Genomic DNA, 21,092 nt, shown 5'->3' with positions numbered 1-21,092 from the left:
CAAGGTCGGAGAATCAGTGTAAATGTCATTCACCATAGGGCTGCGTTTCTATCGGATATCCATACGGAAGAAAGGCGAGAAAACACCGCTAGAAATGGGCGCGGGATGTACGCCCTGCGATTTTCTGGATTACGTGTCGGATTTCGTAGCTCGAAGGATAGAGCCGACGGTCGAAGTTGCGACACAACGAACCTGGTTTTTTGAGCCGATTGCAACGCCGTCTATCCGCGTCGTCCATGGTTATATCAACTACGGCACTCATGGCTTCGAGAGCAAGTTCAAGGACGTGAGAACCCGAAAGCAAAAGTATAAGCGCGAAGCAACGGACTTGGAAGAAATTCCGCTCTATTTCCAAATGTGGGCTCCGAGCGCATCGAAATACGCGCTGATGGCGTTCCAGTCGTTTCAGGGCAGATCGTGCATCAACTACGTCCGGTCCGCAATGATTGCCGATTTTGCAAACCGCTATCCAGACTTTCAACTGTCCTTCATTATCGTTGCGCCAAGTTCATCGTTTTTGGCCGATGCGCCCGTTAAATCGGTGACTTTCATGAAGCCTCGTGTCGGCAGCGATAGATTTGACCGAGTATTGGGAAAGCAGATGGACGAAGTGGACTATGAGGTCACTGTGCGCGCGAAACGGCGAGGCGGTATGATTTCATCTTACAAGGATCTCGGCAAACTCGTCGGTCCCGGCGACAACGGCTTCGTCTTTTTCGATGGGCACTCTTACGAGGGCGTAAAAGCTGACGTGAAAATCGGCGGGAAAAGGCGAGTTGTGGGCGTATATGGCTCGGGGATGGATGCTGGCCTTATTGACGTTTCCGAGAACGTTAAGCGAGACGGTAGCGGACACCCCACGCTACACAGCATTCAAACCGAAGTAGACAGCTTAATGGAAGATTTCTACGGGAGCATACACACGTGATGTCATGCAAAAAATAAATGTCTCAACGATAATTGTATCACACATGCAGACTTTGCGTGATGATGCCGGCCGTTACCAAGCGGCAGACTTACTCACGTTTCTCGTTTCGCCACTCGCCCTCGGCGTGCTGATGTACATCATGAAATGGGAAGTACCAGATAAGGCCTTGGAGCTTTCCATCTCTGTTTTTTCAATTTTTGCGGCACTGCTACTGAGCGTGCAGGTGGCGCTCTATTCTGTTTCTCTAAGGGAGATTTCGGCACCGGATGATCCGAAAAAGATCAAAGACTTCACGGCGCGACAGGGGATGAGAAAGACACTAATCAAAGAGCTGAACGACAACGTATCATACCTTATTCTGCTTTCGGTTGTGACGGTAACTGTGACGTTGATTTTGTTCTTTGTCGGGCCGCCCCGACTTATAGGTTCAGCGCTTGCCGCCGCATTGTACGTGCATTTTCTGCTTACCATCCTGATGGTTATAAAGCGGGCGAGCATCGTCTTTTCCAGGGAGTACGAGCAGCCAACTCAGGATTCCCGCCCGACCAACCTATGAAATGCGCCAACGTCTAATTGGCCAATTAGGCAATCCGTCGAGCTAAGGGTGTGTAGAGCACGTCCGCAGAACGCGGAATCGGAATTGAGATGACTGTCGCTGTTTGCCGTGATTCCCTGCCTTCGAATCAGGGAGATAGGGATGTCACGTGCATTAAGCGATGATCTTCGCAGCAGTGTTCTGGCGGCTTCTGCAGACGGAATGTCTGCACGCTCGGCGGTGGCGCGGTTTGGGATTGGGATTTCGACGGCGATTGCCTGGATCGCCAATGCGCGACAGGGTCAATTGACCGCAGGCAAACAAGGCCGATGTTCTGGCTCTAGGCTGGATGCGCATGAGGCATTTATCATCGGCCTGATCGATGTGGAGAAGGACATCACGCTCAACGAGATGGTTCTGCGCTTGAGCACGGATAAATCCGTATCGATCGGCCGTAGTGCTCTTGACGTGTGGCTTCGCAAGCGGGGCTGGACCTTTGAAAAAAGACCGCACATGCACTGGAGCAGGAGCGAGCCGACCTTTTGAGCCGGCGTCAGGAATGGTTTGATGGCCAGCTCGATCTCGATCCCGCCAAGTTGGTTTTTATCGATGAGACCGGTCTTTCCACGAAGATGGCGCGGCTGCGCGGGCGATCCCTATGCGGACAACGCTGCCGGTCGGCCGTTCCCCACGGACACTGGAAAACCACGACCTTTACAAGCGCGCTCAGGCTTTCCGGCATGACAGCCCCGATGGTCCTCGACCGCCCGATGAACTCTAGCACTCACGTAAAAAACGTGCTTTCCGGATTCTGATGTTGGTCAAAGGCAAAGGAGATATTTCGTTGAGCGCGCAGCATAGGCCTCGGCCAAATATACCGTCTATGTGCTCTGGCTGATCGGCTATGCTGTCGGTGGGTACATCGATTAAACGCATCGTTGATGCAGCCGCAGTGGGAACCGTCCGTGTTCTCGAATGGCCGGACGACGTAGGCCGGAAAATCGATCCGTTCAATACGGTCGCATATGCGCACCCTTAAATGTCTGAGACACCGACATTTTTTAGAGAAAGCGTTCCAGTCAAGAACGCTTTTTCTTTAAGGGTAAAGGATCGTCAAGAGCAGGGCTTCCGAATGTGCTCGAGCTGCCGAATAATAAAACCCACCGAAGCCGGCCGGACTTCAGTGGGTGTTGAGGGTTGAACATATAAAGGGTTAAACGCCAAATATGGCTATTCTAAAATTAATGGCTGAGTGCGAGTAGAGTATATCCTACGATGATCAGCAAATATGCAAACTGTGTCGTCAACTCATAGCAACCTCCTTTCCACATTTCGCGCCAATTGCGTTGCCGAGGCGCGGTATCATCTTGCCGGCGCGCCCACCGACAGCAATCCGACAGATAAGTATTGAGCATGGCTAATTCAAGAAGGGCTAAATTATAGTTTAATTAGAAATGATACTTCGAATGAATTCCATTTCAGGGATTACCTCGCTTTGAGGATTTGAGCCGGAATCGTCATCGCTTCGTTGCCCGGAGCGTAGACGAGGCCGAACAGCTCAGCGCCGGACTTGCTCAGTTTTTGAAGGTGCTCATCCAGCAAACCTTCTGCATGCTTCATCTTCCGATCGAGCTTCTTTTCGCGGAAATCGCGGTAGTAGCCTTCAAATGCAGCGTCACTTTATCGGCGGATTGGGATTGTGGAATAGTATGTTTCTGCTTCGTATCCTTGGTCATCCAAAAATTGCTTGAGGGCTAGATCAGAGACTTGCGCATAGGGAGAAGGGCCGACAGTCACTCCTTTGACAGGCAGCATCTTTGGATTCCGAACCTTTTCCCACTCGTAGTACGGAACCACGCCAAGCGAACTCGTGCGGAACTTACGGGTGACTTGTGGCACGATCTCCGATCGAAAGGTCACTAGGCGCCACTCTTCCTCGGCTTCGAAAGCGGGATTTTTGAAACGGGTGATCAATGCCACAATCTCCAGGGCCGCGCCCCTAATGAGCTGGGCTGCTTCCTCCTCCTCGAAGTGCTGGCGCTCGCCCTTGATCTCTAAGGCTCGCTTGAAAATCGCTTCCACTAATTGGAGCGTTAAAGACTGTTGAAATTCTACGTCGTAAACGATCTTCGTAAGGAAAACTGGAAACGTAAAATCGCTCCACTGCTGGAGCGCAGGAGCCTGGAATTCGATACAGTAAGGCACGACATCTTTCCCGTAGTCGCGCCATTGGTTCAGCAAGTTGTCCCTCGCGCTCATGCAAAAGATCAAAGGCTGAAACTTCCGCATCGCATCGGAAACCTCGGTTTTGAGACGATCGGCCGCCTCTTTGAATTCGTCCGGTTGGTCTTTCATGAATTCGTCGATGACGTGGCTCATCACACGGAGCCCGTGAAGCGCTTCCGATCCGTCATTCATGAAAGCAGCATCAGAAAACCAGAGCTTGTGCTGGCCTAAAATCCCGAGCAACCCAGCCGCACTCGTGTAGTGAAACAAAGAATCGGGGATTTTAGTCTCGTCAAAAATTCTTTCGACGACTGGCTTGTAGAAGTTTTTGAAAGCCGTGCTGGGATCGAGAGGTTCGCTTTCCTGCTGCTCAAGTCCTTCCGGGCCAATTTCGTCGTCTGACAAGTTTTCCCCTCCAATCTTAAGTGATAACTCTCGCTCAGGGAAGTTTCCGTTTCGCAAGATCGGCAACGCAGATAAGCAAGCGGCAAGTTTTCGTTTGCTGACTATTTTTTCTTGGAAAGTCCTACGGAAAGAATTTCTTTCGTTTCTCGAATAATTTCCTCGACGTCTTTGTCGACTTTAAAATTATTGGCTAGTCCTGTAGTGGTCCTGACTAAAGGTACCATTCTGCTCACTACTTGAAGTATATTGAGACTAGCGAGCATAAGCGATTTTTCGAATTCAGTCACAGAGCCGGGATCAACTTCTCCGGCCTTTTTGGTGAGATCGTTCATCTCGACCACTGAGTCCATGATGTCTCTAAACTTTTCTACGTATTCTTTGCGATGATCGTCAAATACAAGGCCGATTTGGCATAGCCTTCTAATCGCTTCACCGCGTGAGCGAATGCGGTTTTTGAAAGACCAGTCGTCAATGGCGGTCACTTCGGAGCCCGTCATCATGATCGGGATACGCTGATCCTTTAGTTCTCGATCGTCGCTCACCTTCGCTCCCCTGTTTTTGTCCAAGTTGCACAACTTTTCAGTTGACGCAAGATTTTTCACGTTCATATTAACTTGTGCAAGTTACCTAAGTTAATAGGATTAATCGCATGTCGAAGCAGTTAACGGAACGGGTGCCGATCATGTTCGACCCGGATTTGCTCAAACAGCTTGATGATTACAGCTTTCGGAATCGCATCAGAACCCGGGCGGAAACAATTCGTCGACTGGTGATGATGGGTATGCAGAAGGACGAGACGAAAAAAGCCGACGCAGTGGCCTAGGAACCAGCGTCGGCTTTTCTAACACCAGAAAGGTATCAAATGCAGACTGACGATAAACCAGATGGTGGCCGGGGCGCAATAGTCTCGTCGCCTGACAAAACTTTATTGCGCGATGCGTTAACGATCGGCCTAGAGGCGCGTGCGATCGCCGTAGTTATTTCCCGCTGTCTGCTGGATCAGGTTGAGCTCGAGGCGCTTGATCACGGCTTCATCGCTGAATGTTCTGCAGCGCTCGACGCTAGTTCAAGATTGATGCTGCAAGCAATGGAGATCGTCGATCATCAGGATTTGCATCGTTCGAAAAAGCTCAAAGCGGATGCGGCGCGAGGGAGTGCAGCATGAAGGCGCAACGTTCGACATTCCGAAAAATCGACATCACGCGCGCCGTTCAGGCGGTGGCGGCTGGCGGGGTCACGGTAGGCCGGGTCGAGATCGAAAACGGAAAAATCGTTGTCGTCTCGGCGGAAGAGACTGCAACGTCCAGTACCAATCCTCTGGACAATTGGCTGAAATCAAATGCGCGCAATTAAGACCTACAAGGGCGTCAACCTTGTGCGCAAGAAGCTGGCTGACGGGACGAGGGTTACTTACTACTACGCCTTCAAGGGCGGCCCTCGACTTCCGGGCAAGCCGGGAGATCCGGAATTCGACCGGGCATATGACGAAGCAGTGCTGGCAAAGGTGAAACCCCGCGCCGGCACGTTGCAATCCCTTCTCGACGGCTACCAGCGCAGCTCCGACTTCGACGATTAGGCGGCGCGCACTCAAAAGGACTACATCAAGCAGATCAAGCGTATCGAGGCCGAATTTGGCACGTTCCCGCTCGCTGCCCTCTCCGATCGCCGCACGCGGTCGATTTTCATCGACAAGCGAGATGAACATGCCCGCAAGTCGCGTCGGCAGGGGGATTATTATTGGCAGGTTTTGGCCCTCATCCTGGCTTGGGCGAAGGGGCGCGGCGAGATCGACGTGAACCCCTGCGAGAAGGGCGGGCGGACCTACCGCGCGACGCGCAACGAATTCGTATGGAGCGATCAGCAGGAAGCCGCATTCCTTGCCTCTGCTCCCGCCCACCTGCACCTGCCCTTGATCCTCGCTCTGTGGACTGGGCAACGGCAGGGAGATCTGCTCAAGCTGAAGTGGATGCAGTATGACGGCGAATTCATTCGACTCCGCCAAGGCAAGACCGGCGTGCATGTGACAATCCCGGTCGGCGCACCCCTCAAGGGGATGCTTGATCCGCTGCGGCAAAAGGCCGGGAACGTGCTGCTGACGAGTGAGGGAAACCCTTGGAGTCCGGACGGTTTTCGGACTGTGTGGGGCAGGGCATGCCGTGCGGCAGGCATCTCCGATGTGACGTTCAACGATCTGCGCGGAACGGCGGTGACGCGCCTGGCTATTGCCGGATGCACCGAAGCTCAAATTGCGACCATCACCGGTCATACACTTCGCGATGTGCGCTCAATCCTCGATTCGAACTACCTCAACCGCGATGTGGCAATGGCGGTCGAGGCGATCCGGAAGCTCGAAGCGAGAACAAAATCTCCCAACTGAGTTTCCAACCGACACACAATGTTCTGTTTTTACGAGGGAAAAACGTGAGCAAAATCAAATGGCTGGGGAACCTGGACTCGAACCAAGATTAACGGAGTCAGAGTCCGTCGTTCTACCATTGAACTATTCCCCAGCAGACGCTGCCGAAGCATGGCTTGGCTGCTGTGCGGCGCTTATAACCAAAACCGGGCGGATTGCAAATACCCGTTTTGAAAAAATTCGATCCCTCCACGCGGCGTGAAAATCGGGTGGCTAAAATCTGGAATCAAAAAGAATTTGGTGATTTCATCGGTCGCTGATATCTTCGCGCCAACGCAAAAATCGAATGAGCGCCTGCTGCATACCTTTCTGGACTTGCGCGGCGCGATGGAAAACGAACGTGGAAGACCCCGAAGGCGGCGCAAGGCCGCAATTTGACGGGGCGTCGGCGGCAGGGCGCAAGGACGGCAAGAAGTCCAGGCGCCGCAAGGGCAAGCGTGGCGGGCAATCCCGCAGCGCTGCTCATCCCGCTTCGCATGATCTCTCCGGCCATGCCGGGGAGGCAGCGCGCCCGAAGGAAGACACGGAAAGCCCGGCCCGCAAGCGGAAACGCCGCCGTCGTGGAGGGCGTGGCGCATCTCAGCCCGATACTGTCGTCCAGTTGCAGCCTGTAGTTCAGGCTGTCGCTCACGGCCATGGTCCGCGCCCCGAGGGCGATTCGCCCTCCAGCCGACGTAACCGACGCAAGCATCGCAGCAAGCGGGGTCTGCAGGGCAGGCCGCTGGCTCCTGTGCAAGCGCCTCCATCTGCAAGGACCGAACATCGCGCTGAAGCGCCGTCGCGCCCTGTGCTGCGCGAGGTGCAGGATGCCGAAGCGGCAAATCGCAGGAGCCGTCAGCCAGGTCATGAAGACGAACGGGCAGGGGGCGAACATCCCTGGCCGGACGAGCTCTATGCCGCGCTCGATCTCGGCACCAACAATTGCCGCCTGCTGATCGCTCAGCCGACGCGTCCCGGCCAGTTCCGCGTCGTCGATGCCTTTTCCCGCATCGTACGCCTTGGCGAAGGGCTTGCCGCCAGCGGCAGGTTGTCCGACGAGGCGATGGAGAGGGCTGTCGATGCGCTCAGAATCTGCGCCTCCAAGCTCCGGAGCCGCGAGATCCGCCGCATGCGGCTGATTGCGACCGAGGCCTGCCGTCAGGCGGCCAATGGCGAGGAATTCCTGCAGCGCGTCGTGGTCGAGACTGGACTGGAGCTTGAAATCATCGATCGGGAAACCGAAGCGCGGCTTGCCGTTTCCGGTTGCTCCTCGCTGGTCGGGCGCGAGGCGCGCTCAGTCGTGCTTTTCGATATCGGCGGCGGGTCCTCGGAAATTGCCGTCATCCGCATCGGTGATAACCGCTTCGCCCGCCTTGCCAATCACATCACCCACTGGACCTCGCTGCCCGTCGGCGTCGTCACTCTCTCGGAGCGCCATGGCGGCCGCGATGTGACGCCTGATGTTTTCGAGGGCATGGTGAGCGAGGTTGCGGGCATGCTGTCGAGTTTCGATTGCCCGGAGATCGAGATTGCCGAGGATGGCGATTTCCATCTGATCGGCACCTCGGGCACGGTGACGACGCTTGCCGGCGTGCATCTCGACTTGCCGCGTTATGACCGCCGCAAGGTCGATGGCATATGGCTGTCCGATGACGAAGTCTCCGCCATGCAGGCAAAGCTACTTTCCTGGAATTTCGAAAGCCGCGCCGCCAATCCCTGCATCGGGCCGGATCGCGCTGACCTGGTACTTGCGGGCTGTGCCATTCTGGAGGCGATCCGCCGCCGTTGGCCGAGCCCGCGCATGCGTGTTGCCGATCGTGGCTTGAGGGAAGGCCTGCTCACCGACATGATGGCCGATGACGGCGTCTGGCGGCGGCATCGCAACCGCCGCGGCCAGCGGGGAAACAAGGGGTAGGCATGACCAAGCCAACGATCGCGGGAAACCGCACCGGCCGCAAGCTCGGCCAGCGCGTCAAGAAAAAGAAGATGAAGGCCTCTTCGCGCCAGTGGCTGGAGCGCCATATCAACGATCCCTATGTGCAGCGTGCCCAGCTCGAGGGCTATCGAGCCCGCGCGGCTTTCAAGCTGCTGGAGATCGATGAGAAGCACCACATCCTGAAGGGCGCTAGGCGCATCATTGACCTCGGGGCCGCTCCCGGAAGCTGGTCACAGATCGCCGCGAAGGTGACGGGGTCGACGGACGAGGATGTCCGCGTTGCAGCAATCGACTTTCTGGAAATGACGCAGCTACCCGGCGTCACGGTACTGCAGCTCGATTTCCTTGATCCCACAGCTCCGGAAAAGCTGATGGAAGCCGTTGGCGGCACGCCGGATCTGGTGCTCTCGGATATGGCGGCACCCACGACCGGCCATCACCGCACCGATCACCTGCGCACCATGCACCTTTGTGAGGTCGCAGCCCACTTCGCGATCGAAGTGCTGGGCGAGGGTGGACACTTCCTCGCAAAGACCTTCCAGGGCGGCACGGAGCGGGATCTGCTTGCCATGCTGAAGCAGCACTTCCGTCAGGTCGTGCACGTCAAACCCGCCTCATCGCGCGCCGAATCGGTGGAGATGTTCCTGCTGGCGAAGGGTTTCAAAGGCCGCAAGGTCGAGGCGGAGCCAGAGGACGCTTGATCTTTGCGCCAGTCCTGCGGATGATGATTTCCCAGGACTGGATACCCACCGATCCCATGCTTCTTTACGTTACACTCGGAACCAACGATCTCTATCGCGCCCGGCATTTCTATGATGCCGTTCTGCCGGTGCTCGGCTACCGGCGCCAGCGCAATTCGGAGGAGGAGATCGGCTATGCCGCCGATGGCGACACACGCTGCCGTTTCTGGGTCGTAACCCCTTTCAACAGGCGTCGGGCGACGAATGGGAACGGCTCCATGATCGCCTTCGAGGCGGAAACGCGGGCGGCGGTCGATGCCTTCCATGCGGCAGCAATTGCTGCCGGCGCTATCGATGAAGGCGAACCGGGACTGCGCTCCTATCACGCGCATTTCTACGCAGCCTATGTCAGGGATCTCGACGGCAACAAGCTATGCGCCGTCTGCGAGAAGGCGGAAGAACCGCCCTTTGACTGAGCGGCTAGTTTCTTTTTCGCTAAGTTATTGATTGTGAATAAGAAAGTTTGGTGAGACCGTGTGCCGGCAAACATGCGTCTGGCGCATCGTTCCTGACGTTATCAGATGCTTCGAAAAAAACTTATTCATTTTCAATGGCTTGGACGAGGCGCTCTCTCTTGCTACCCGCCAGTTCTGGAGGCCCTAACTCTCTTTTTCTCTTCTCACATCAAGAAAAGAGGAAATCCAGTGACGCAACCATGTGGCAAAATATGCCCTAAGTCATTGATTATGAATAAGCGACGGCGGGATCATAACTGCCGGTCTGGCGCTAAATAGCCAATCCTAATGTGCGCTATGAGAATTTAAGGTTGAAACACGCCCGAGATTGTATCGTCCGGTTACCACTACTGGCTTCAAGATCTTGCACGCGAGGTTAGTTTTTTGTTAATTCGTAAAATCCAAAGTTGTGTTATCGAGTATTTTGCATTTCAGTCGCTCACGCATGATGCCGCAAGCCCTTCCGTGTTGAGAATTCCGATGGAGGAAGTTCTGGCACCAGAGGAACGATAATGACCGCGATCTCTTCAGCGAACCACGCGGCACTGCTCATCCTGCAGCAGACGAACGCATCCTTGCTTCCCAACAAACAGCAAGCCGGGAAATCGGCTGCCGACAGTATCGCAGCCATCGCTAACGGCGTTTCCAGTCAAACAAGCGCCGTAAAGACCCAGGCCTCATCGACAATCAACAGCGCGTTGCTCGACGTCAAAGAGAGCAACGACGGGATTGTGTCGAGCGCGCTCGATTTCCTGGATTCGGACGACTTCAAAACCAGCGATGCCGGTGTTACCGACGTCATCAAGAAGCTCATCAATGACGATGGGGACAAATTTGCCTCGCTGGTTAAAGCCGAAAAGGCGAAGAATCCCAGCATCAGCGATGACAATGCGATGGCCAACGCCATTCAGCGCCTGATCCGGGACAACAGATCCAAGTTCGGTGACGGCGAATTCGTGATCGGCTTCAAGCTTGGAAACGGTGGCAAGATCATCTCGAACATCGAAGACAAGAATGGAAACAGCACCAGTAATACCCTTATGGCAGGATTGCAGGCGGCCCATTCCGCGGTGATCGAGGCGGCGGAGGTCATCAACAGCTCGGATGGAACCGATACCGACGCCTTGAAGGCGGCATCCGCAGCTCTGAACAACAGCAATTTTGGCAAAGCCACGAACGACTTGGGGGCTTGGATCGACAAGTGGCGGGGTGCGTTTGGCTTTTGAGGCCGGCTACAATTCCGATACCTACGAAGAGGCCCAGATCAAACGTGGATCTGGGCCTTTTGCCTTATTTGACCGGCTGCTGCTCGGCTGCGATCGTCGCGGGTGCCAGGTGCTTGGCGCGGTGGCCGGAGACGGAGGCGCCGGCATCCTTGGCCATGCGGGCAAAGGGGATGGTGGCAAGCACCGTCAGGCCGGCAATCACGAAGAAAGCGATGTGGAAATCGATCACCTGCAGCTCGGCTCCCCGGAAATAGATGGAGGTTTCCAGGATCGAGGCGGCAAGGGCAACACCGAGCGCCAGGCTGATCTGCTGCATCACCGAGGCCATGGATGTCGCCTGGCTTGCCTGCGCATCGTCGATATCTGCAAAGGCCAGCGCATTGACGCCGGTGAACATGAAGGAGCGGGAGAAGCCGCCAAGCAGCAGCACACCGATGATGACAAGATGTGGCGTCTCCGGCGTGAAGAGGCCGGTCACAGCGGTCACGACCGTCGTCACCGCACCGGCGCAGAGAAGCGTGGTGCGGAAGCCGATCGCCTTATAGACGCGCCGAGCGATGAACTTCGTGGTGATGGCCCCGATCGCGCCGGCAAACGTAATGAGGCCCGATTGAAAGGGCGTAAGGCCAAATCCGAGCTGCAGCATCAGCGGCGTCAGAAATGGCATGGCGCCAACACAGATGCGAAACAATGTGCCGCCGCTCGTCGAAGCGCGGAAGGTCGAATTCTTGAACAGGTTGAGGTCGAGGATCGGCGTCGGGTAGCGCCTGGCGTGGCGCACATAGAGCACGCCGCAGATGATGCCGATGGCGGTGGCCGTAATACCGATGATCGGCGGCAGGGCCGGAAGGCTGACGACCGACAGGCCGAAGACGACGCCTGCAGCCGCAAGGCTGGTCAGGATAAAACCATTGAAATCGAGCTTCGGCGGGGCTGTCGCCTCTATTTCCGGCAGGTAGATTGTCGCAAGCCACACGCCGATGATGCCGACAGGCACGTTGATCAGGAAGATCCAGTGCCAGCTGAAATAGGTGGTGATGAAGCCGCCAAGCGGCGGGCCGGCAAGCGGGCCGACGAGGGCCGGGATCGTCAGCAGTGCCATGGCTGAGACCAGTTCGCTCTTCTGCGTCGTCCGTACCAGCACGAGGCGTCCAACGGGCGTCATCATCGCGCCGCCCATGCCCTGCAGGAAGCGCGCAAAGACAAATTCGATGAGATTGGAGGAGAAGGCACAGAAGATGGAGCCGACGACGAAAACACAGATCGCCAGCCGGAATATATTCTTTGCGCCGAACCGGTCCGCCATCCAGCCGCTGATCGGAATGAACACTGCAAGCGCCACCATATAAGAGGTCAGCGCCAGTTTCAGCGTGATCGGTCCGACATGCAGATCGGCCGCAATCGCCGGCAAGGCCGTTGCGATTACAGTCGAGTCCATCTGTTCCATGAAGAGAGCAACGGCAAGGATCAGCGGGACGATGCGGTTCATAGGCGAATGCCTTGATGGATGCGGATGGGGCTTGGGAAGCCCGTGCTGTGTAGTCCCAGTTATGGGCTGTGCCAATCCCTCAATCGGTTTCCATTACACGTTTGGATCACGACTGCGTGAGACGACCGACACTTTCGCCTCTCAAGATTGACATATGCTTACCCGGCCGGGGCCAGAAATCCTGTATCAATCCGGCTGGAATATCGGGGGTCGTGCGGCGACGCACCGCACAGTGTCGAGGATGGATATATGACGATTTTTCATGGAATAAAGCGACGCGCGCTTTTTGCCGCAGGCCTCGGTCTGCTCGCCGCGCCGGTCATCCTGAGAGGAACGGCCTATGCGGCCGCAACTGGAGAAACAGGCAATATGGAAGTTACCCCGCAGCCGCAGATCAATCAGTTCAAGCTCGGCTCCTTCAAGTTCACTGCCGTCCGCGACGGTTTCAACGTGCTCGAAAAGCCCTATGAGACCTTCGGTTCCAACCAGGACCCGCAAACCGTCCAGGCGCTTCTCGCCGCCAATTTCCTGCCGACCGACAAGTTCGCAAACAGCTATGCACCCGCGGTAGTCGATACGGGTTCCGACGTCATCGTCGTCGATACCGGCTTCGGTGCGGCCGGCCGCGAACGCGGCTTGGGCCATTTCACCGCCGGGCTGAAGGCGGCAGGTTATTCACCTGACGACGTCACCGTCGTGGCCCTGACGCACCTGCACGGGGACCATATTGGCGGTCTGATGGAAGGTGGTGCTCCGGCCTTCAAGAATGCCCGCTATGTCATCGGCCAGGCCGAATACGATTTCTGGTCGGATAAGGCGCGGGAAGGCACGCCTGCCGAAGGCGGCCACAAGGCGGTGCTCGCCAATGTCGTGCCGCTCGCCGAAAAGGCGACCTTCGTCAAGGAAGGTGATACGATCGCGCCCGGTCTGACCGCGATGCTCGCAACCGGCCATACGCCCGGCCACATGGTCTTTCATGTCGAATCCGAGGGCAAGCGGCTGGTCATGACGGGTGATACGGCAAACCATTACATCCTGTCGCTGCAGCGTCCGGACTGGGAGGTGCGTTTCGACATGGACAAGGCGCAGGCGGCCGCAACCCGCAAGAAGGTGTTCGACATGATCGCCACCGAGAAGATCGCCTTCCTTGGCTACCACATGCCGTTCCCGTCAGTCGGTTTTGTCGAAAAGCAGGAGACCGGTTACCGCTTCGTGCCGAAGACCTATCAGTTCGACATTTGAACGAGACGCATGGCTGCCATACCAAGCCCGGCCACGTGCCGGGCTTTTTTGCTATTTCCTTCCTGTCATAGACGTGTTACCAGCCCTCGCCAACTTCCATAAACTCATGCACACCGCCGGTGCGGACGATTCGTACCGGGTGGAACGCATTTTTCTTTCTTGAAGGAATTTGGCCATGGCTCGCATCATTGAAACGCCAACCGGACTCGACGCACTCACCTTCGATGACGTGCTGCTGCAACCCGGTCATTCCGAAGTCCTGCCGGGTCAGACGAGTGTCGCAACGCGCCTCGCACCCGACTTCGAGCTGAATATCCCGATCATATCAGCAGCGATGGACACGGTCACCGAAGGCCGTCTGGCGATTGCGATGGCGCAGGCCGGCGGCCTTGGGGTCATTCATAAGAACCTCACTCCCGTTGAGCAGGCCGAGCAGGTTCGTCAGGTCAAGAAGTTCGAAAGCGGCATGGTCGTCAATCCCGTGACCATCGGCCCGGACGCTACGCTCGCCGATGCCCTAGCGCTGATGAAGATGCACGGCATCTCCGGCATCCCGGTTGTCGAGAAATCCGGCCGCCTCGTCGGCATCGTCACCAACCGCGACGTCCGCTTTGCATCCGACCCGACCCAGAAGATCTACGAACTCATGACCCATCAGAATCTGGTGACGGTCAAGGAAAACGTAGATCAGCAGGAGGCCAAGCGCCTGCTGCACTCTCACCGCATCGAGAAGCTGCTGGTCGTCGATGGTGAGGGCCGTTGCGTCGGCCTGATCACCGTCAAGGATATCGAAAAGGCACAACTGAACCCGAACGCCTCCAAGGATGCGCAGGGCCGCCTGCGTGCTGCCGCTGCCGTCGGCGTCGGTGACGATGGTTTCGAGCGTGCCGAACGGCTGATCGATGCCGGCGTCGACCTGCTCGTCGTCGATACGGCCCATGGTCATTCGGCTCGCGTTCTGGAAGCCGTTGCCCGCGTCAAGAAGCTCTCCAACTCCGTTCGCATCATGGCCGGCAATGTCGCGACCTATGACGGCACCAAGGCGCTGATCGATTCCGGCGCTGACGCCGTCAAGGTCGGTATTGGTCCGGGCTCGATCTGCACGACGCGTGTCGTCGCCGGCGTCGGTGTTCCGCAGCTTGCTGCGATCATGTCGGCGGTCGAGGCGGCGAATGCGCAGGGCATTCCGGTCATCGCCGATGGCGGCATCAAGTTCTCGGGCGACGTGGCCAAGGCCATCGCGTCCGGTGCATCCGCCGTCATGATCGGCTCGCTGCTTGCCGGTACCGATGAAAGCCCCGGCGAAGTCTATCTCTACCAGGGCCGCTCCTTCAAAGCCTATCGCGGCATGGGCTCCGTCGGTGCCATGGCGCGTGGTTCGGCAGACCGCTACTTCCAGGCGGAAGTGCGCGACACGCTGAAGCTCGTGCCTGAGGGCATCGAGGGACAGGTGCCATACAAGGGCCCGGTCTCCGGCGTCCTGCATCAGCTCGCGGGCGGCCTCAAGGCTGCCATGGGCTATGTCGGCGGCAAGGACATCAAGGAGTTCCAGGAGCGCGCCACCTTCGTGCGTATCTCCAGCGCCGGCCTGCGCGAAAGTCATCCGCATGATGTGACGATCACCCGCGAAAGCCCGAACTATCCGGGCGTCGGCGTCTGATAATGAAGGCGGGCAGCTCGATTCCGCTCTGGATCATCGCGCTGCTCGCAGCCCTCTGCCTCATCGTCCTCGGCTGGACCACCTTCGGCTACACCGTGCCCTTCCAGCATGAGACGGGGCAGGCGGTGCTCGATACCTATTTTGTAGGCTATGACGAGTCCGCCGTCTTCCATATGCAGACGCTGCTCGATCAGAACGTGACGGCAAGCCGCATTCTCCGAGCCATGTATTTCGGCCCGGAGCTGATCTTTCCGGCTCTGCTGACAGCCCTTCTATTCCTGATTTTCCTGCGGCTCGGCCCGATCGAGACATGGCGCGGCCGGCAAGCGCCCCGCCTGCTCGGCCGGATTACTTATGTCCTGCCCTTCATTTACGGCTTCGCCGATTACGCAGAAAACATCTCAAGCCTTGTTGCCTTCAGCGACAGTGTTGCGGCAGGCTTTGCCGCGCAGATCCTGCCGTGGATGACGAAGCTGAAATTCGCAAGCCTTGCGATCTGCGCCATTCTGATCGCGAGAGGCGCAATTCTCCACCAAACGCGCGAAAACTGAATGCTTGCAGCAGTTCCTTTTGCGCAATTCCGGACGCAAAACCGCTGCACACTTTTGCTGGAATTGCTTATCGCGGCCAGCGCCACACCGGCTGTGAAAGCTTTGACGCGAGGAAATCTCCGAGTGCTTCCACCTTCGCCGGCCGGGCACGCGCTGACGGCGTAACGAAATAAAGGGCGCCCTTTGGCAAGGTCCAGTCCGTCAGGATCGCCTTCAGGCGTCCGTCGCTCAGGTATTCGTAAGCCATGAATTCCGGCAGTTCGACGATGCCGAGACCGCGCAATGCCATCGGGATCAACGCCTCCGAATTGGTTGCCCTCAGCGGTCCGGTCGGCACCACGATCTCCTCTTCCCCCGCCTTGTTGCTGAAGCGCCAGACATCCTGCCGCGGCCGGTAGGCGTAACCGAGGCAATGATGGGCCGCGAGGTCTCGCGGGTGCCGTGGACAGCCGTATCTTTCGAGATAGGAGGGGGCTGCGAGAATGAACGGCGCGACAGGTGTCAGCCTCTTCGCCACGAGGGAGGAATCGGGCAGCACCGCGATACGCAGTGCCGCATCGAAGCCTTCGCCCACGAGATCGACCACGGCATCACTCATATGCATGTCGATGGAGATATCGGGATAGAGTTCGAAGAAGTCAGGCAGGATCGGCGCCAGCCATTGCCGCCCGAAGACCATCGGTACGGCGAGACGGATCAGCCCGCGGGGCTGGCTGGAAAGTTCGCGCGCCGCATTCTCGGCCGCTTCCGCCTCCGCATAGAGGCGTTGGGCGCGGTCGACGAGCCGCAGCCCGAAATCGGTGAGTGCCAGCTGCCGGGAAGTGCGGTTGAAGAGCCGCGCACCGAGCCGGTCCTCCAGCCGGCTGACCGCCCGCGACACCGTCGGTACGGAAACGCCGAGCGTCTTGGCCGCGCGGGCGAAGGAGCGCTCCTCCGCCACTTTGGCGAACATGGCGAGGCCCTCGAAATCCGGAAAACCCATCATTTCATTCCTGCAATGATATCTTTCATTTCTTTCTATTCAGAAACAAAAGGCCCGTCCACATCTTCAGTTCAGTCGAACAGAACAGGAGACGACGACAATGAACCAGACACTGAATGGGACACGGAGACTGAACGGAAAGATCGCGGTCATCACAGGCGCCACGTCGGGCATCGGCCTTGCCACCGCAAAGCGCTTCGCAACGGAAGGCGCACGCCTCTTCATCACCGGCCGCCGCAAGGAGGTTCTTGATGCGGCTGTCGCCGAGATCGGCGGCAATGTCATCGGCATCCAGGCGGACTCGGCAAAGCTTGCCGATCTCGATCGCCTCTATCAGCAGGTGAAGGCAGAGGCCGGTCGCATCGACGTACTCTTCGTCAATGCCGGTGGCGGCTCGTTTGCGCCGCTCGGCGCAATCACCGAAGAACAGTATGACGATACCTTCGGTCGTAATGTGAAGGGCGTGCTGTTTACGGTGCAGAAGGCGCTGCCGCTGCTCGGACACGGTTCCTCTGTCATCCTGACCGGCTCCACGGCGGGGGTATCGGGCACGCCGGCCTTCAGCGTCTATGCCGCCTCCAAGGCAGCGATCCGCAACTTCTCCCGTAACTGGATCCTCGACCTGAAGGACCGCGGCATCCGCATCAACACGCTGAGCCCTGGTCCGACCGAAACGACAGGTCTCGTTGAACTTGCGGGCCAGGACAAGGCACAGCAGCAGGGCCTGCTGGACTATATGGCATCACAGGTTCCGATGGGTCGCGTCGGCCGCCCCGAAGAAATCGCCGCTGCGGCGCTCTTCCTCGCGTCAGAGGATTCGAGCTTCATCACCGGTGCCGAAATCTTCGTCGATGGCGGTATCGCTCAAGTCTGACCCTGAAGACGGCCCGCTCCACGGCGGGCCGTCATGGCTCTGGTATCTGTCCGGTCTTTCCGCTACTGCTCCCGCCGTCGCCGAAGTAAGAGGAATGATGATGACCGGCTTTGAGATGTTCTGGCCTCTGCTTGCCCACGTCCTGTTGGTCTACATCCTTTACGGAGTGCTTGGTCTGCGCCGTGGCAAGGCGGTTCGTGAGGGGCGGATGAAGAAATCCGGCTATCGCGAGAACCGTGACGAACCGCCCGAATGCCTTTTCGTCAAGAACAACCTCGCCAACCAGTTCGAGCTGCCGGTGCTCTTCTATGCTTGCAGCATTCTTCTTTATATCACCGAGGCGGATAATCTGGTGGCCGTCGTGCTTGCCTGGCTTTTCGTCGCCCTGCGGTATGTCCATGCCTATGTGCATATCACCAGCAACGATCTGCGCTATCGCAGCCCGCTTTTTGCCGCCGGTTTTGTCGTGCTGGGGGCCATGTGGGCCTGGCTTGCCGGCTGGATGCTGTTCTCCTGATCCGGGCGATTTCCTCCAGATAAGCCGGTAACACAGTTTTGTTCCTGCGTTACCGGCTGCTGACCTAAGTTCCCCCTTGCCGATTGGGCATGGGGTGGGAACTGAGGAGGACTGTTATGGAAAAGCCCGTCATTACGCAGGCAATGATCAATGCCTATGATGAATATACGCACCTGACGCTGGATCGCCGCAGCTTCATGGACAAGCTCACGAAGCTTGCCGGCACGGCAACCGCTGCCGCGGCAATCGCGCCGCTCTTGGCCGCCAACAAGGCAGCCGCCGAGGTCGTCGCTGAAAACGACGATCGCCTGACCGCTAAGGATATTACCTATCCCGGCAGCGGCGGCGACATGAAGGGTTATCTGGTGCAGCCGAAGAATGCGTCCGGCAAACTCGGCGCCGTCATCGTCATCCATGAGAACCGCGGCCTCAATCCGCATATCCGCGATGTCGCCCGCCGCATGGCGCTCGAAGGCTTCGTGGCGCTCGCGCCGGATTTCCTTTCGCCGCAGGGTGGCACACCTGAAAACGAGGATCAGGCGCGCGATATGTTCAGCAAGCTCGATGCGGCCACAACCGTCGCGAACGGCGAGGCGACCGTCGTCTACCTCTCCAAGCTCGAGGCTGCGAACGGCAATGTCGGCGCGATCGGCTTTTGCTGGGGCGGCGGCGCGGTCAACAACCTCGCGGTCAAGTCACCCGAGCTAAAGGCAGGCGTGGCCTATTACGGTGCACAGCCGCCGGCCTCTGACGTTCCCAACATCAAGGCGGCGCTGCTGCTCCACTATGCCGGCCTCGACGATCGCATCAATGCCGGCATCGACTCTTACAAGAAGGCGCTCGAGGAGAATGGTAAAAAATTTGAGATCTACGTCTATGAGGGGGTCAACCACGCCTTCAACAACGACACATCCGCTGCCCGCTATGACAAGGCGGCAGCCGATCTCGCCTGGGGCCGCACGGTCGAGTTTCTGAAGCAGAACCTCGCCTGACCCGGGCCTGGATAGTGCGCCGCAAGGCGAAAAAGGCAGGGTGACAAGTGCTCAGCCTGCCTTGCTGAATGAAGTGTTAAGAGTGTCTTTTACACAGGCCAAAACGGGGCGTAACGCCCCTTTGCCCCTGCGCTCTTGCCATTGCCTAAAATCCGACCATTTCCCTTTACGACGGATGAATACCTGCATGTCATATCCGCCCGACGCGCCGGTATGAGACATCATTTCCGCCGCTCAATAACGAGACAGATGGGAACCACATGGGCGCGGACATTTCGGATCGTATTGCTCTTCGCAGGAAGCCGAAACAGGAGCGAAGCATCCAGCGGCTGGATCTCATCCTCAACGCGGCAGCCACCATCATCGCCGAAAAGGGCGTCAGCGCCATGCGGATGACCGAACTTGCCGTCGCCGCAAAAGTTCCGATCGGTTCGGTCTATCAGTATTTCCCGGAAAAGGCGGCGATCGTCAAAGCGCTGTTCGACCGCCATGCGCAGGCGATCCAGCAGAAGACGGCGGAGATGTTCGCGGATGTTCGATCCCTCGATGAAGCGCTCGACCTGATCTCGGCGATGATCGACTGGTATTATGCCGAATACCGCAACGATGCCGCCTATCTCGGCGTCTGGATGGGCACGGAGACAGATCAGGATCTCCTGCGCCTGAACATCGAGCATAGCGGCCAGGTCGCCGAGATCTTCCAGGAGGCCGTGCGCCGTCTGGCGCCGGAATTCTGCGATGAGCAGATGAAAGCGCGCACTTACCTTTTCAGCCACCTGATCGGCGCGGCGATCCGCCTTGCGGTCTTGAGCGAGGATGGCTTTGGCGAGCGCATTCTCGATGAGTGGAAGCGCGTGGTCCGCGCTTCCCTATTTGCTCCGACCTCCGCTTCGGCAGCTTGAGACGACCTACCAGCTCGGCATCATGCTCGCCGCCGCCTTGAGCCGCGGATAGTGACGGGCGTAGCCTGTCTTCCCATCCTGCTCCAGCCCATCTTCGATGACGGTCGGCGTGATATTGTCGAGGCAGGCGGTGATATGTGCCGTAATCGCGTTCATCAGCGACAATGAAACGCCGGGCCGCTTCATGATGCCGATCTGCACTGGCGGCAGCGCCGGGAAGCCGTCTGCCTGGCTCAAGACCTTCATGCCTGTCCGAAGTGCTGATTCCGGCATGACCGAGACCGCCATGCCGGCGAGCACCGCGGAGGCGACCACGGTGCAGGACCAGCTGGTGAACAGAACCTGATATTCGCGCCCGACGGCATCGAGCGCCGAGCAGGCGAGCTGGCGCCACTGGCAGTCGCGCCGGCCGACGGCAAGCGGCACCGGCGCATCGTCGCGGATCGGATGGTTGGCCGAGCTCACCCAGCAGAGCGGCTCTGTCCGCACCACATCCGAAATGCGCTCGCGCGGATTGTGGGTCACAAGTGCGATATCGAGCTCGCCCTTGTGCATGCGTTCGGCAAGGTCGACCGAAGGTTCGCAGACGATATAGAGCTCGACATTCGGATGTGTCTTGGCAAAGCGGCCGATGATCTCGGGCATATAGCGATCGGCATAATCATCGGGCGTGCCGATGCGCAACGTGCCTTCCAGCCTGTTGTCGTCGAAGGCGGCGATCGCCTCATTGTTCAGGCGGATGATGCGGCGCGCGTAATTGAGCAGCTTTTCGCCTTCGACCGTCAGCCGGTTGCCGCGGCCGTCCTTGATGAAGAGCTGCTTGCCGATGCGTTCTTCCAGGCGCCGCATCTGCATGGAGACGGCGGACTGTGTCTTGTAGACCTTGTCGGCCGCCTTGGTGAAGCTGCCGGAGTCCACGATTGCGATGAAAGTCTGCAATTGGTCGATATCAAGCGGCGCCGACATGATCTTGTCCATCCATAAAGATCTCTGATGTTAATCATTAGAAACATTCGTTGGACTGATCAATAGGTCTT

Annotated in this window: 24 protein-coding genes, 1 tRNA gene and 1 pseudogene; 19 read left to right on the top strand and 7 right to left on the bottom strand. The window is 57.8% G+C overall.

The annotated features are described in order from the left end of the window. The first annotated feature begins 22 nt into the window (after positions 1 to 22). From J2X71_RS02595 to J2X71_RS02585, 3 genes and pseudogenes are all read left to right on the top strand, one after another. Positions 23 to 928: a hypothetical protein gene (locus tag J2X71_RS02595; RefSeq protein WP_310378689.1), complete on the top strand. Its 906-nt coding sequence runs from the start codon at positions 23 to 25 to the stop codon at positions 926 to 928. 43 nt (positions 929 to 971) lie between these two features. Further along, a complete protein-coding gene (locus J2X71_RS02590; protein ID WP_310378687.1) occupies positions 972 to 1,484 on the top strand; it encodes a hypothetical protein in 513 nt (170 codons plus the stop codon). Between the two features lie 141 nt (positions 1,485 to 1,625). Continuing rightward, positions 1,626 to 2,263: pseudogene (locus J2X71_RS02585) on the top strand (IS630 family transposase); the annotation flags it as partial. A 685-nt stretch (positions 2,264 to 2,948) separates the two neighbouring features. Here J2X71_RS02585 and J2X71_RS02580 read toward each other — a convergent pair. From J2X71_RS02580 to J2X71_RS02570, 3 genes are all read right to left on the bottom strand, one after another. Further along, positions 2,949 to 3,083: a hypothetical protein gene (locus tag J2X71_RS02580; RefSeq protein ID WP_310378685.1), complete on the bottom strand. Its 135-nt coding sequence runs from the start codon at positions 3,081 to 3,083 to the stop codon at positions 2,949 to 2,951. A 60-nt stretch (positions 3,084 to 3,143) separates the two neighbouring features. After that, the gene (locus J2X71_RS02575) at positions 3,144 to 4,094 is read right to left on the bottom strand and encodes a DUF2971 domain-containing protein (protein WP_310378683.1); all 951 of its coding nucleotides are present in this window, start codon (positions 4,092 to 4,094) and stop codon (positions 3,144 to 3,146) included. A 101-nt stretch (positions 4,095 to 4,195) separates the two neighbouring features. After that, the gene (locus J2X71_RS02570; RefSeq protein WP_310378681.1) at positions 4,196 to 4,636 is read right to left on the bottom strand and encodes a hypothetical protein; all 441 of its coding nucleotides are present in this window, start codon (positions 4,634 to 4,636) and stop codon (positions 4,196 to 4,198) included. Between the two features lie 107 nt (positions 4,637 to 4,743). On the opposite strand from J2X71_RS02570, the gene J2X71_RS02565 reads away from it, so the two are divergent. From J2X71_RS02565 to J2X71_RS02545, 5 genes are all read left to right on the top strand, one after another. Beyond that, the gene (locus J2X71_RS02565; RefSeq protein WP_310378679.1) at positions 4,744 to 4,917 is read left to right on the top strand and encodes a hypothetical protein; all 174 of its coding nucleotides are present in this window, start codon (positions 4,744 to 4,746) and stop codon (positions 4,915 to 4,917) included. A gap of 39 nt (positions 4,918 to 4,956) precedes the next feature. Next, positions 4,957 to 5,259: a hypothetical protein gene (locus tag J2X71_RS02560; RefSeq protein ID WP_310378676.1), complete on the top strand. Its 303-nt coding sequence runs from the start codon at positions 4,957 to 4,959 to the stop codon at positions 5,257 to 5,259. After that, positions 5,256 to 5,447, top strand: a complete 192-nt coding sequence (locus J2X71_RS02555; protein ID WP_310378674.1) for a hypothetical protein — start codon at positions 5,256 to 5,258, stop codon at positions 5,445 to 5,447. The genes J2X71_RS02560 and J2X71_RS02555 overlap by 4 nt, the downstream gene beginning before the upstream one ends. Then, positions 5,434 to 5,670, top strand: coding sequence for a hypothetical protein (locus tag J2X71_RS02550; protein WP_310378672.1), 237 nt, complete (start codon positions 5,434 to 5,436; stop codon positions 5,668 to 5,670). Before J2X71_RS02555 ends, J2X71_RS02550 begins: the two co-directional genes overlap by 14 nt. Before the next feature lie 171 nt (positions 5,671 to 5,841). Further along, entirely contained in the window at positions 5,842 to 6,471 is a 630-nt protein-coding gene (locus J2X71_RS02545) for a tyrosine-type recombinase/integrase (protein ID WP_310378670.1), read from the top strand. A 59-nt stretch (positions 6,472 to 6,530) separates the two neighbouring features. Here the strand turns inward: J2X71_RS02545 and J2X71_RS02540 are convergent. Then, a tRNA-Gln gene (locus tag J2X71_RS02540) sits at positions 6,531 to 6,604 on the bottom strand. A gap of 246 nt (positions 6,605 to 6,850) precedes the next feature. Between J2X71_RS02540 and J2X71_RS02535 the strand changes: the two genes are divergently transcribed. From J2X71_RS02535 to J2X71_RS02520, 4 genes are all read left to right on the top strand, one after another. Next, positions 6,851 to 8,404 carry a Ppx/GppA phosphatase family protein gene (locus tag J2X71_RS02535; RefSeq protein WP_310378668.1) on the top strand — a complete coding sequence of 518 codons (1,554 nt, stop codon included), beginning with the start codon at positions 6,851 to 6,853 and terminating at the stop codon, positions 8,402 to 8,404. A gap of 2 nt (positions 8,405 to 8,406) precedes the next feature. Then, on the top strand, positions 8,407 to 9,126 hold the full coding sequence (locus tag J2X71_RS02530; protein ID WP_113324850.1) for an RlmE family RNA methyltransferase: 720 nt from the start codon (positions 8,407 to 8,409) through the stop codon (positions 9,124 to 9,126). 56 nt (positions 9,127 to 9,182) lie between these two features. Beyond that, on the top strand, positions 9,183 to 9,581 hold the full coding sequence (locus J2X71_RS02525) for a VOC family protein (RefSeq protein ID WP_310378665.1): 399 nt from the start codon (positions 9,183 to 9,185) through the stop codon (positions 9,579 to 9,581). A 551-nt stretch (positions 9,582 to 10,132) separates the two neighbouring features. After that, the gene (locus J2X71_RS02520) at positions 10,133 to 10,846 is read left to right on the top strand and encodes a hypothetical protein (RefSeq protein ID WP_310378663.1); all 714 of its coding nucleotides are present in this window, start codon (positions 10,133 to 10,135) and stop codon (positions 10,844 to 10,846) included. A 64-nt stretch (positions 10,847 to 10,910) separates the two neighbouring features. Here J2X71_RS02520 and J2X71_RS02515 read toward each other — a convergent pair whose 3' ends face one another. Then, positions 10,911 to 12,335 (bottom strand): DHA2 family efflux MFS transporter permease subunit, encoded by a 1,425-nt coding sequence (locus tag J2X71_RS02515; protein ID WP_310378661.1) that lies wholly within the window; start codon positions 12,333 to 12,335, stop codon positions 10,911 to 10,913. Between the two features lie 249 nt (positions 12,336 to 12,584). On the opposite strand from J2X71_RS02515, the gene J2X71_RS02510 reads away from it, so the two are divergent. The 3 genes from J2X71_RS02510 to J2X71_RS02500 all read left to right on the top strand — a co-directional run bounded on the left by J2X71_RS02510 (position 12,585) and on the right by J2X71_RS02500 (position 15,788). Next, complete coding sequence (locus J2X71_RS02510) at positions 12,585 to 13,577, top strand: MBL fold metallo-hydrolase (protein WP_310378659.1); 993 nt, start codon at positions 12,585 to 12,587, stop codon at positions 13,575 to 13,577. 175 nt (positions 13,578 to 13,752) lie between these two features. Next, on the top strand, positions 13,753 to 15,237 hold the full coding sequence (gene guaB / locus J2X71_RS02505; RefSeq protein WP_310378657.1) for an IMP dehydrogenase: 1,485 nt from the start codon (positions 13,753 to 13,755) through the stop codon (positions 15,235 to 15,237). A gap of 2 nt (positions 15,238 to 15,239) precedes the next feature. Continuing rightward, positions 15,240 to 15,788 (top strand): hypothetical protein, encoded by a 549-nt coding sequence (locus J2X71_RS02500; RefSeq protein WP_310378656.1) that lies wholly within the window; start codon positions 15,240 to 15,242, stop codon positions 15,786 to 15,788. A 67-nt stretch (positions 15,789 to 15,855) separates the two neighbouring features. Here the strand turns inward: J2X71_RS02500 and J2X71_RS02495 are convergent, their stop codons facing one another. After that, the gene (locus tag J2X71_RS02495) at positions 15,856 to 16,773 is read right to left on the bottom strand and encodes a LysR family transcriptional regulator (protein ID WP_310378653.1); all 918 of its coding nucleotides are present in this window, start codon (positions 16,771 to 16,773) and stop codon (positions 15,856 to 15,858) included. Positions 16,774 to 16,870: 97 nt separating this feature from the next. Between J2X71_RS02495 and J2X71_RS02490 the strand changes: the two genes are divergently transcribed. The 4 genes from J2X71_RS02490 (at position 16,871) to J2X71_RS02475 (ending at position 20,055) form a co-directional block, all read left to right on the top strand. Continuing rightward, positions 16,871 to 17,644: an SDR family oxidoreductase gene (locus J2X71_RS02490; RefSeq protein WP_310378652.1), complete on the top strand. Its 774-nt coding sequence runs from the start codon at positions 16,871 to 16,873 to the stop codon at positions 17,642 to 17,644. A 100-nt stretch (positions 17,645 to 17,744) separates the two neighbouring features. Further along, positions 17,745 to 18,161, top strand: a complete 417-nt coding sequence (locus J2X71_RS02485) for an MAPEG family protein (protein WP_310380039.1) — start codon at positions 17,745 to 17,747, stop codon at positions 18,159 to 18,161. A gap of 116 nt (positions 18,162 to 18,277) precedes the next feature. Beyond that, the gene (locus tag J2X71_RS02480; RefSeq protein ID WP_310378650.1) at positions 18,278 to 19,153 is read left to right on the top strand and encodes a dienelactone hydrolase family protein; all 876 of its coding nucleotides are present in this window, start codon (positions 18,278 to 18,280) and stop codon (positions 19,151 to 19,153) included. 260 nt (positions 19,154 to 19,413) lie between these two features. Continuing rightward, positions 19,414 to 20,055, top strand: coding sequence for a TetR/AcrR family transcriptional regulator (locus J2X71_RS02475; RefSeq protein ID WP_310378648.1), 642 nt, complete (start codon positions 19,414 to 19,416; stop codon positions 20,053 to 20,055). A gap of 6 nt (positions 20,056 to 20,061) precedes the next feature. Here J2X71_RS02475 and J2X71_RS02470 read toward each other — a convergent pair whose 3' ends face one another. Then, positions 20,062 to 21,021, bottom strand: coding sequence for a LysR substrate-binding domain-containing protein (locus tag J2X71_RS02470; RefSeq protein ID WP_113325684.1), 960 nt, complete (start codon positions 21,019 to 21,021; stop codon positions 20,062 to 20,064). Positions 21,022 to 21,092: the final 71 nt, after the last annotated feature.

The sequence above is a fragment of the Rhizobium sp. 1399 genome (genome assembly GCF_031455475.1).
GTDB lineage: Bacteria > Pseudomonadota > Alphaproteobacteria > Rhizobiales > Rhizobiaceae > Rhizobium.
This window is presented reverse-complemented; position numbering and strand designations above follow the sequence as displayed.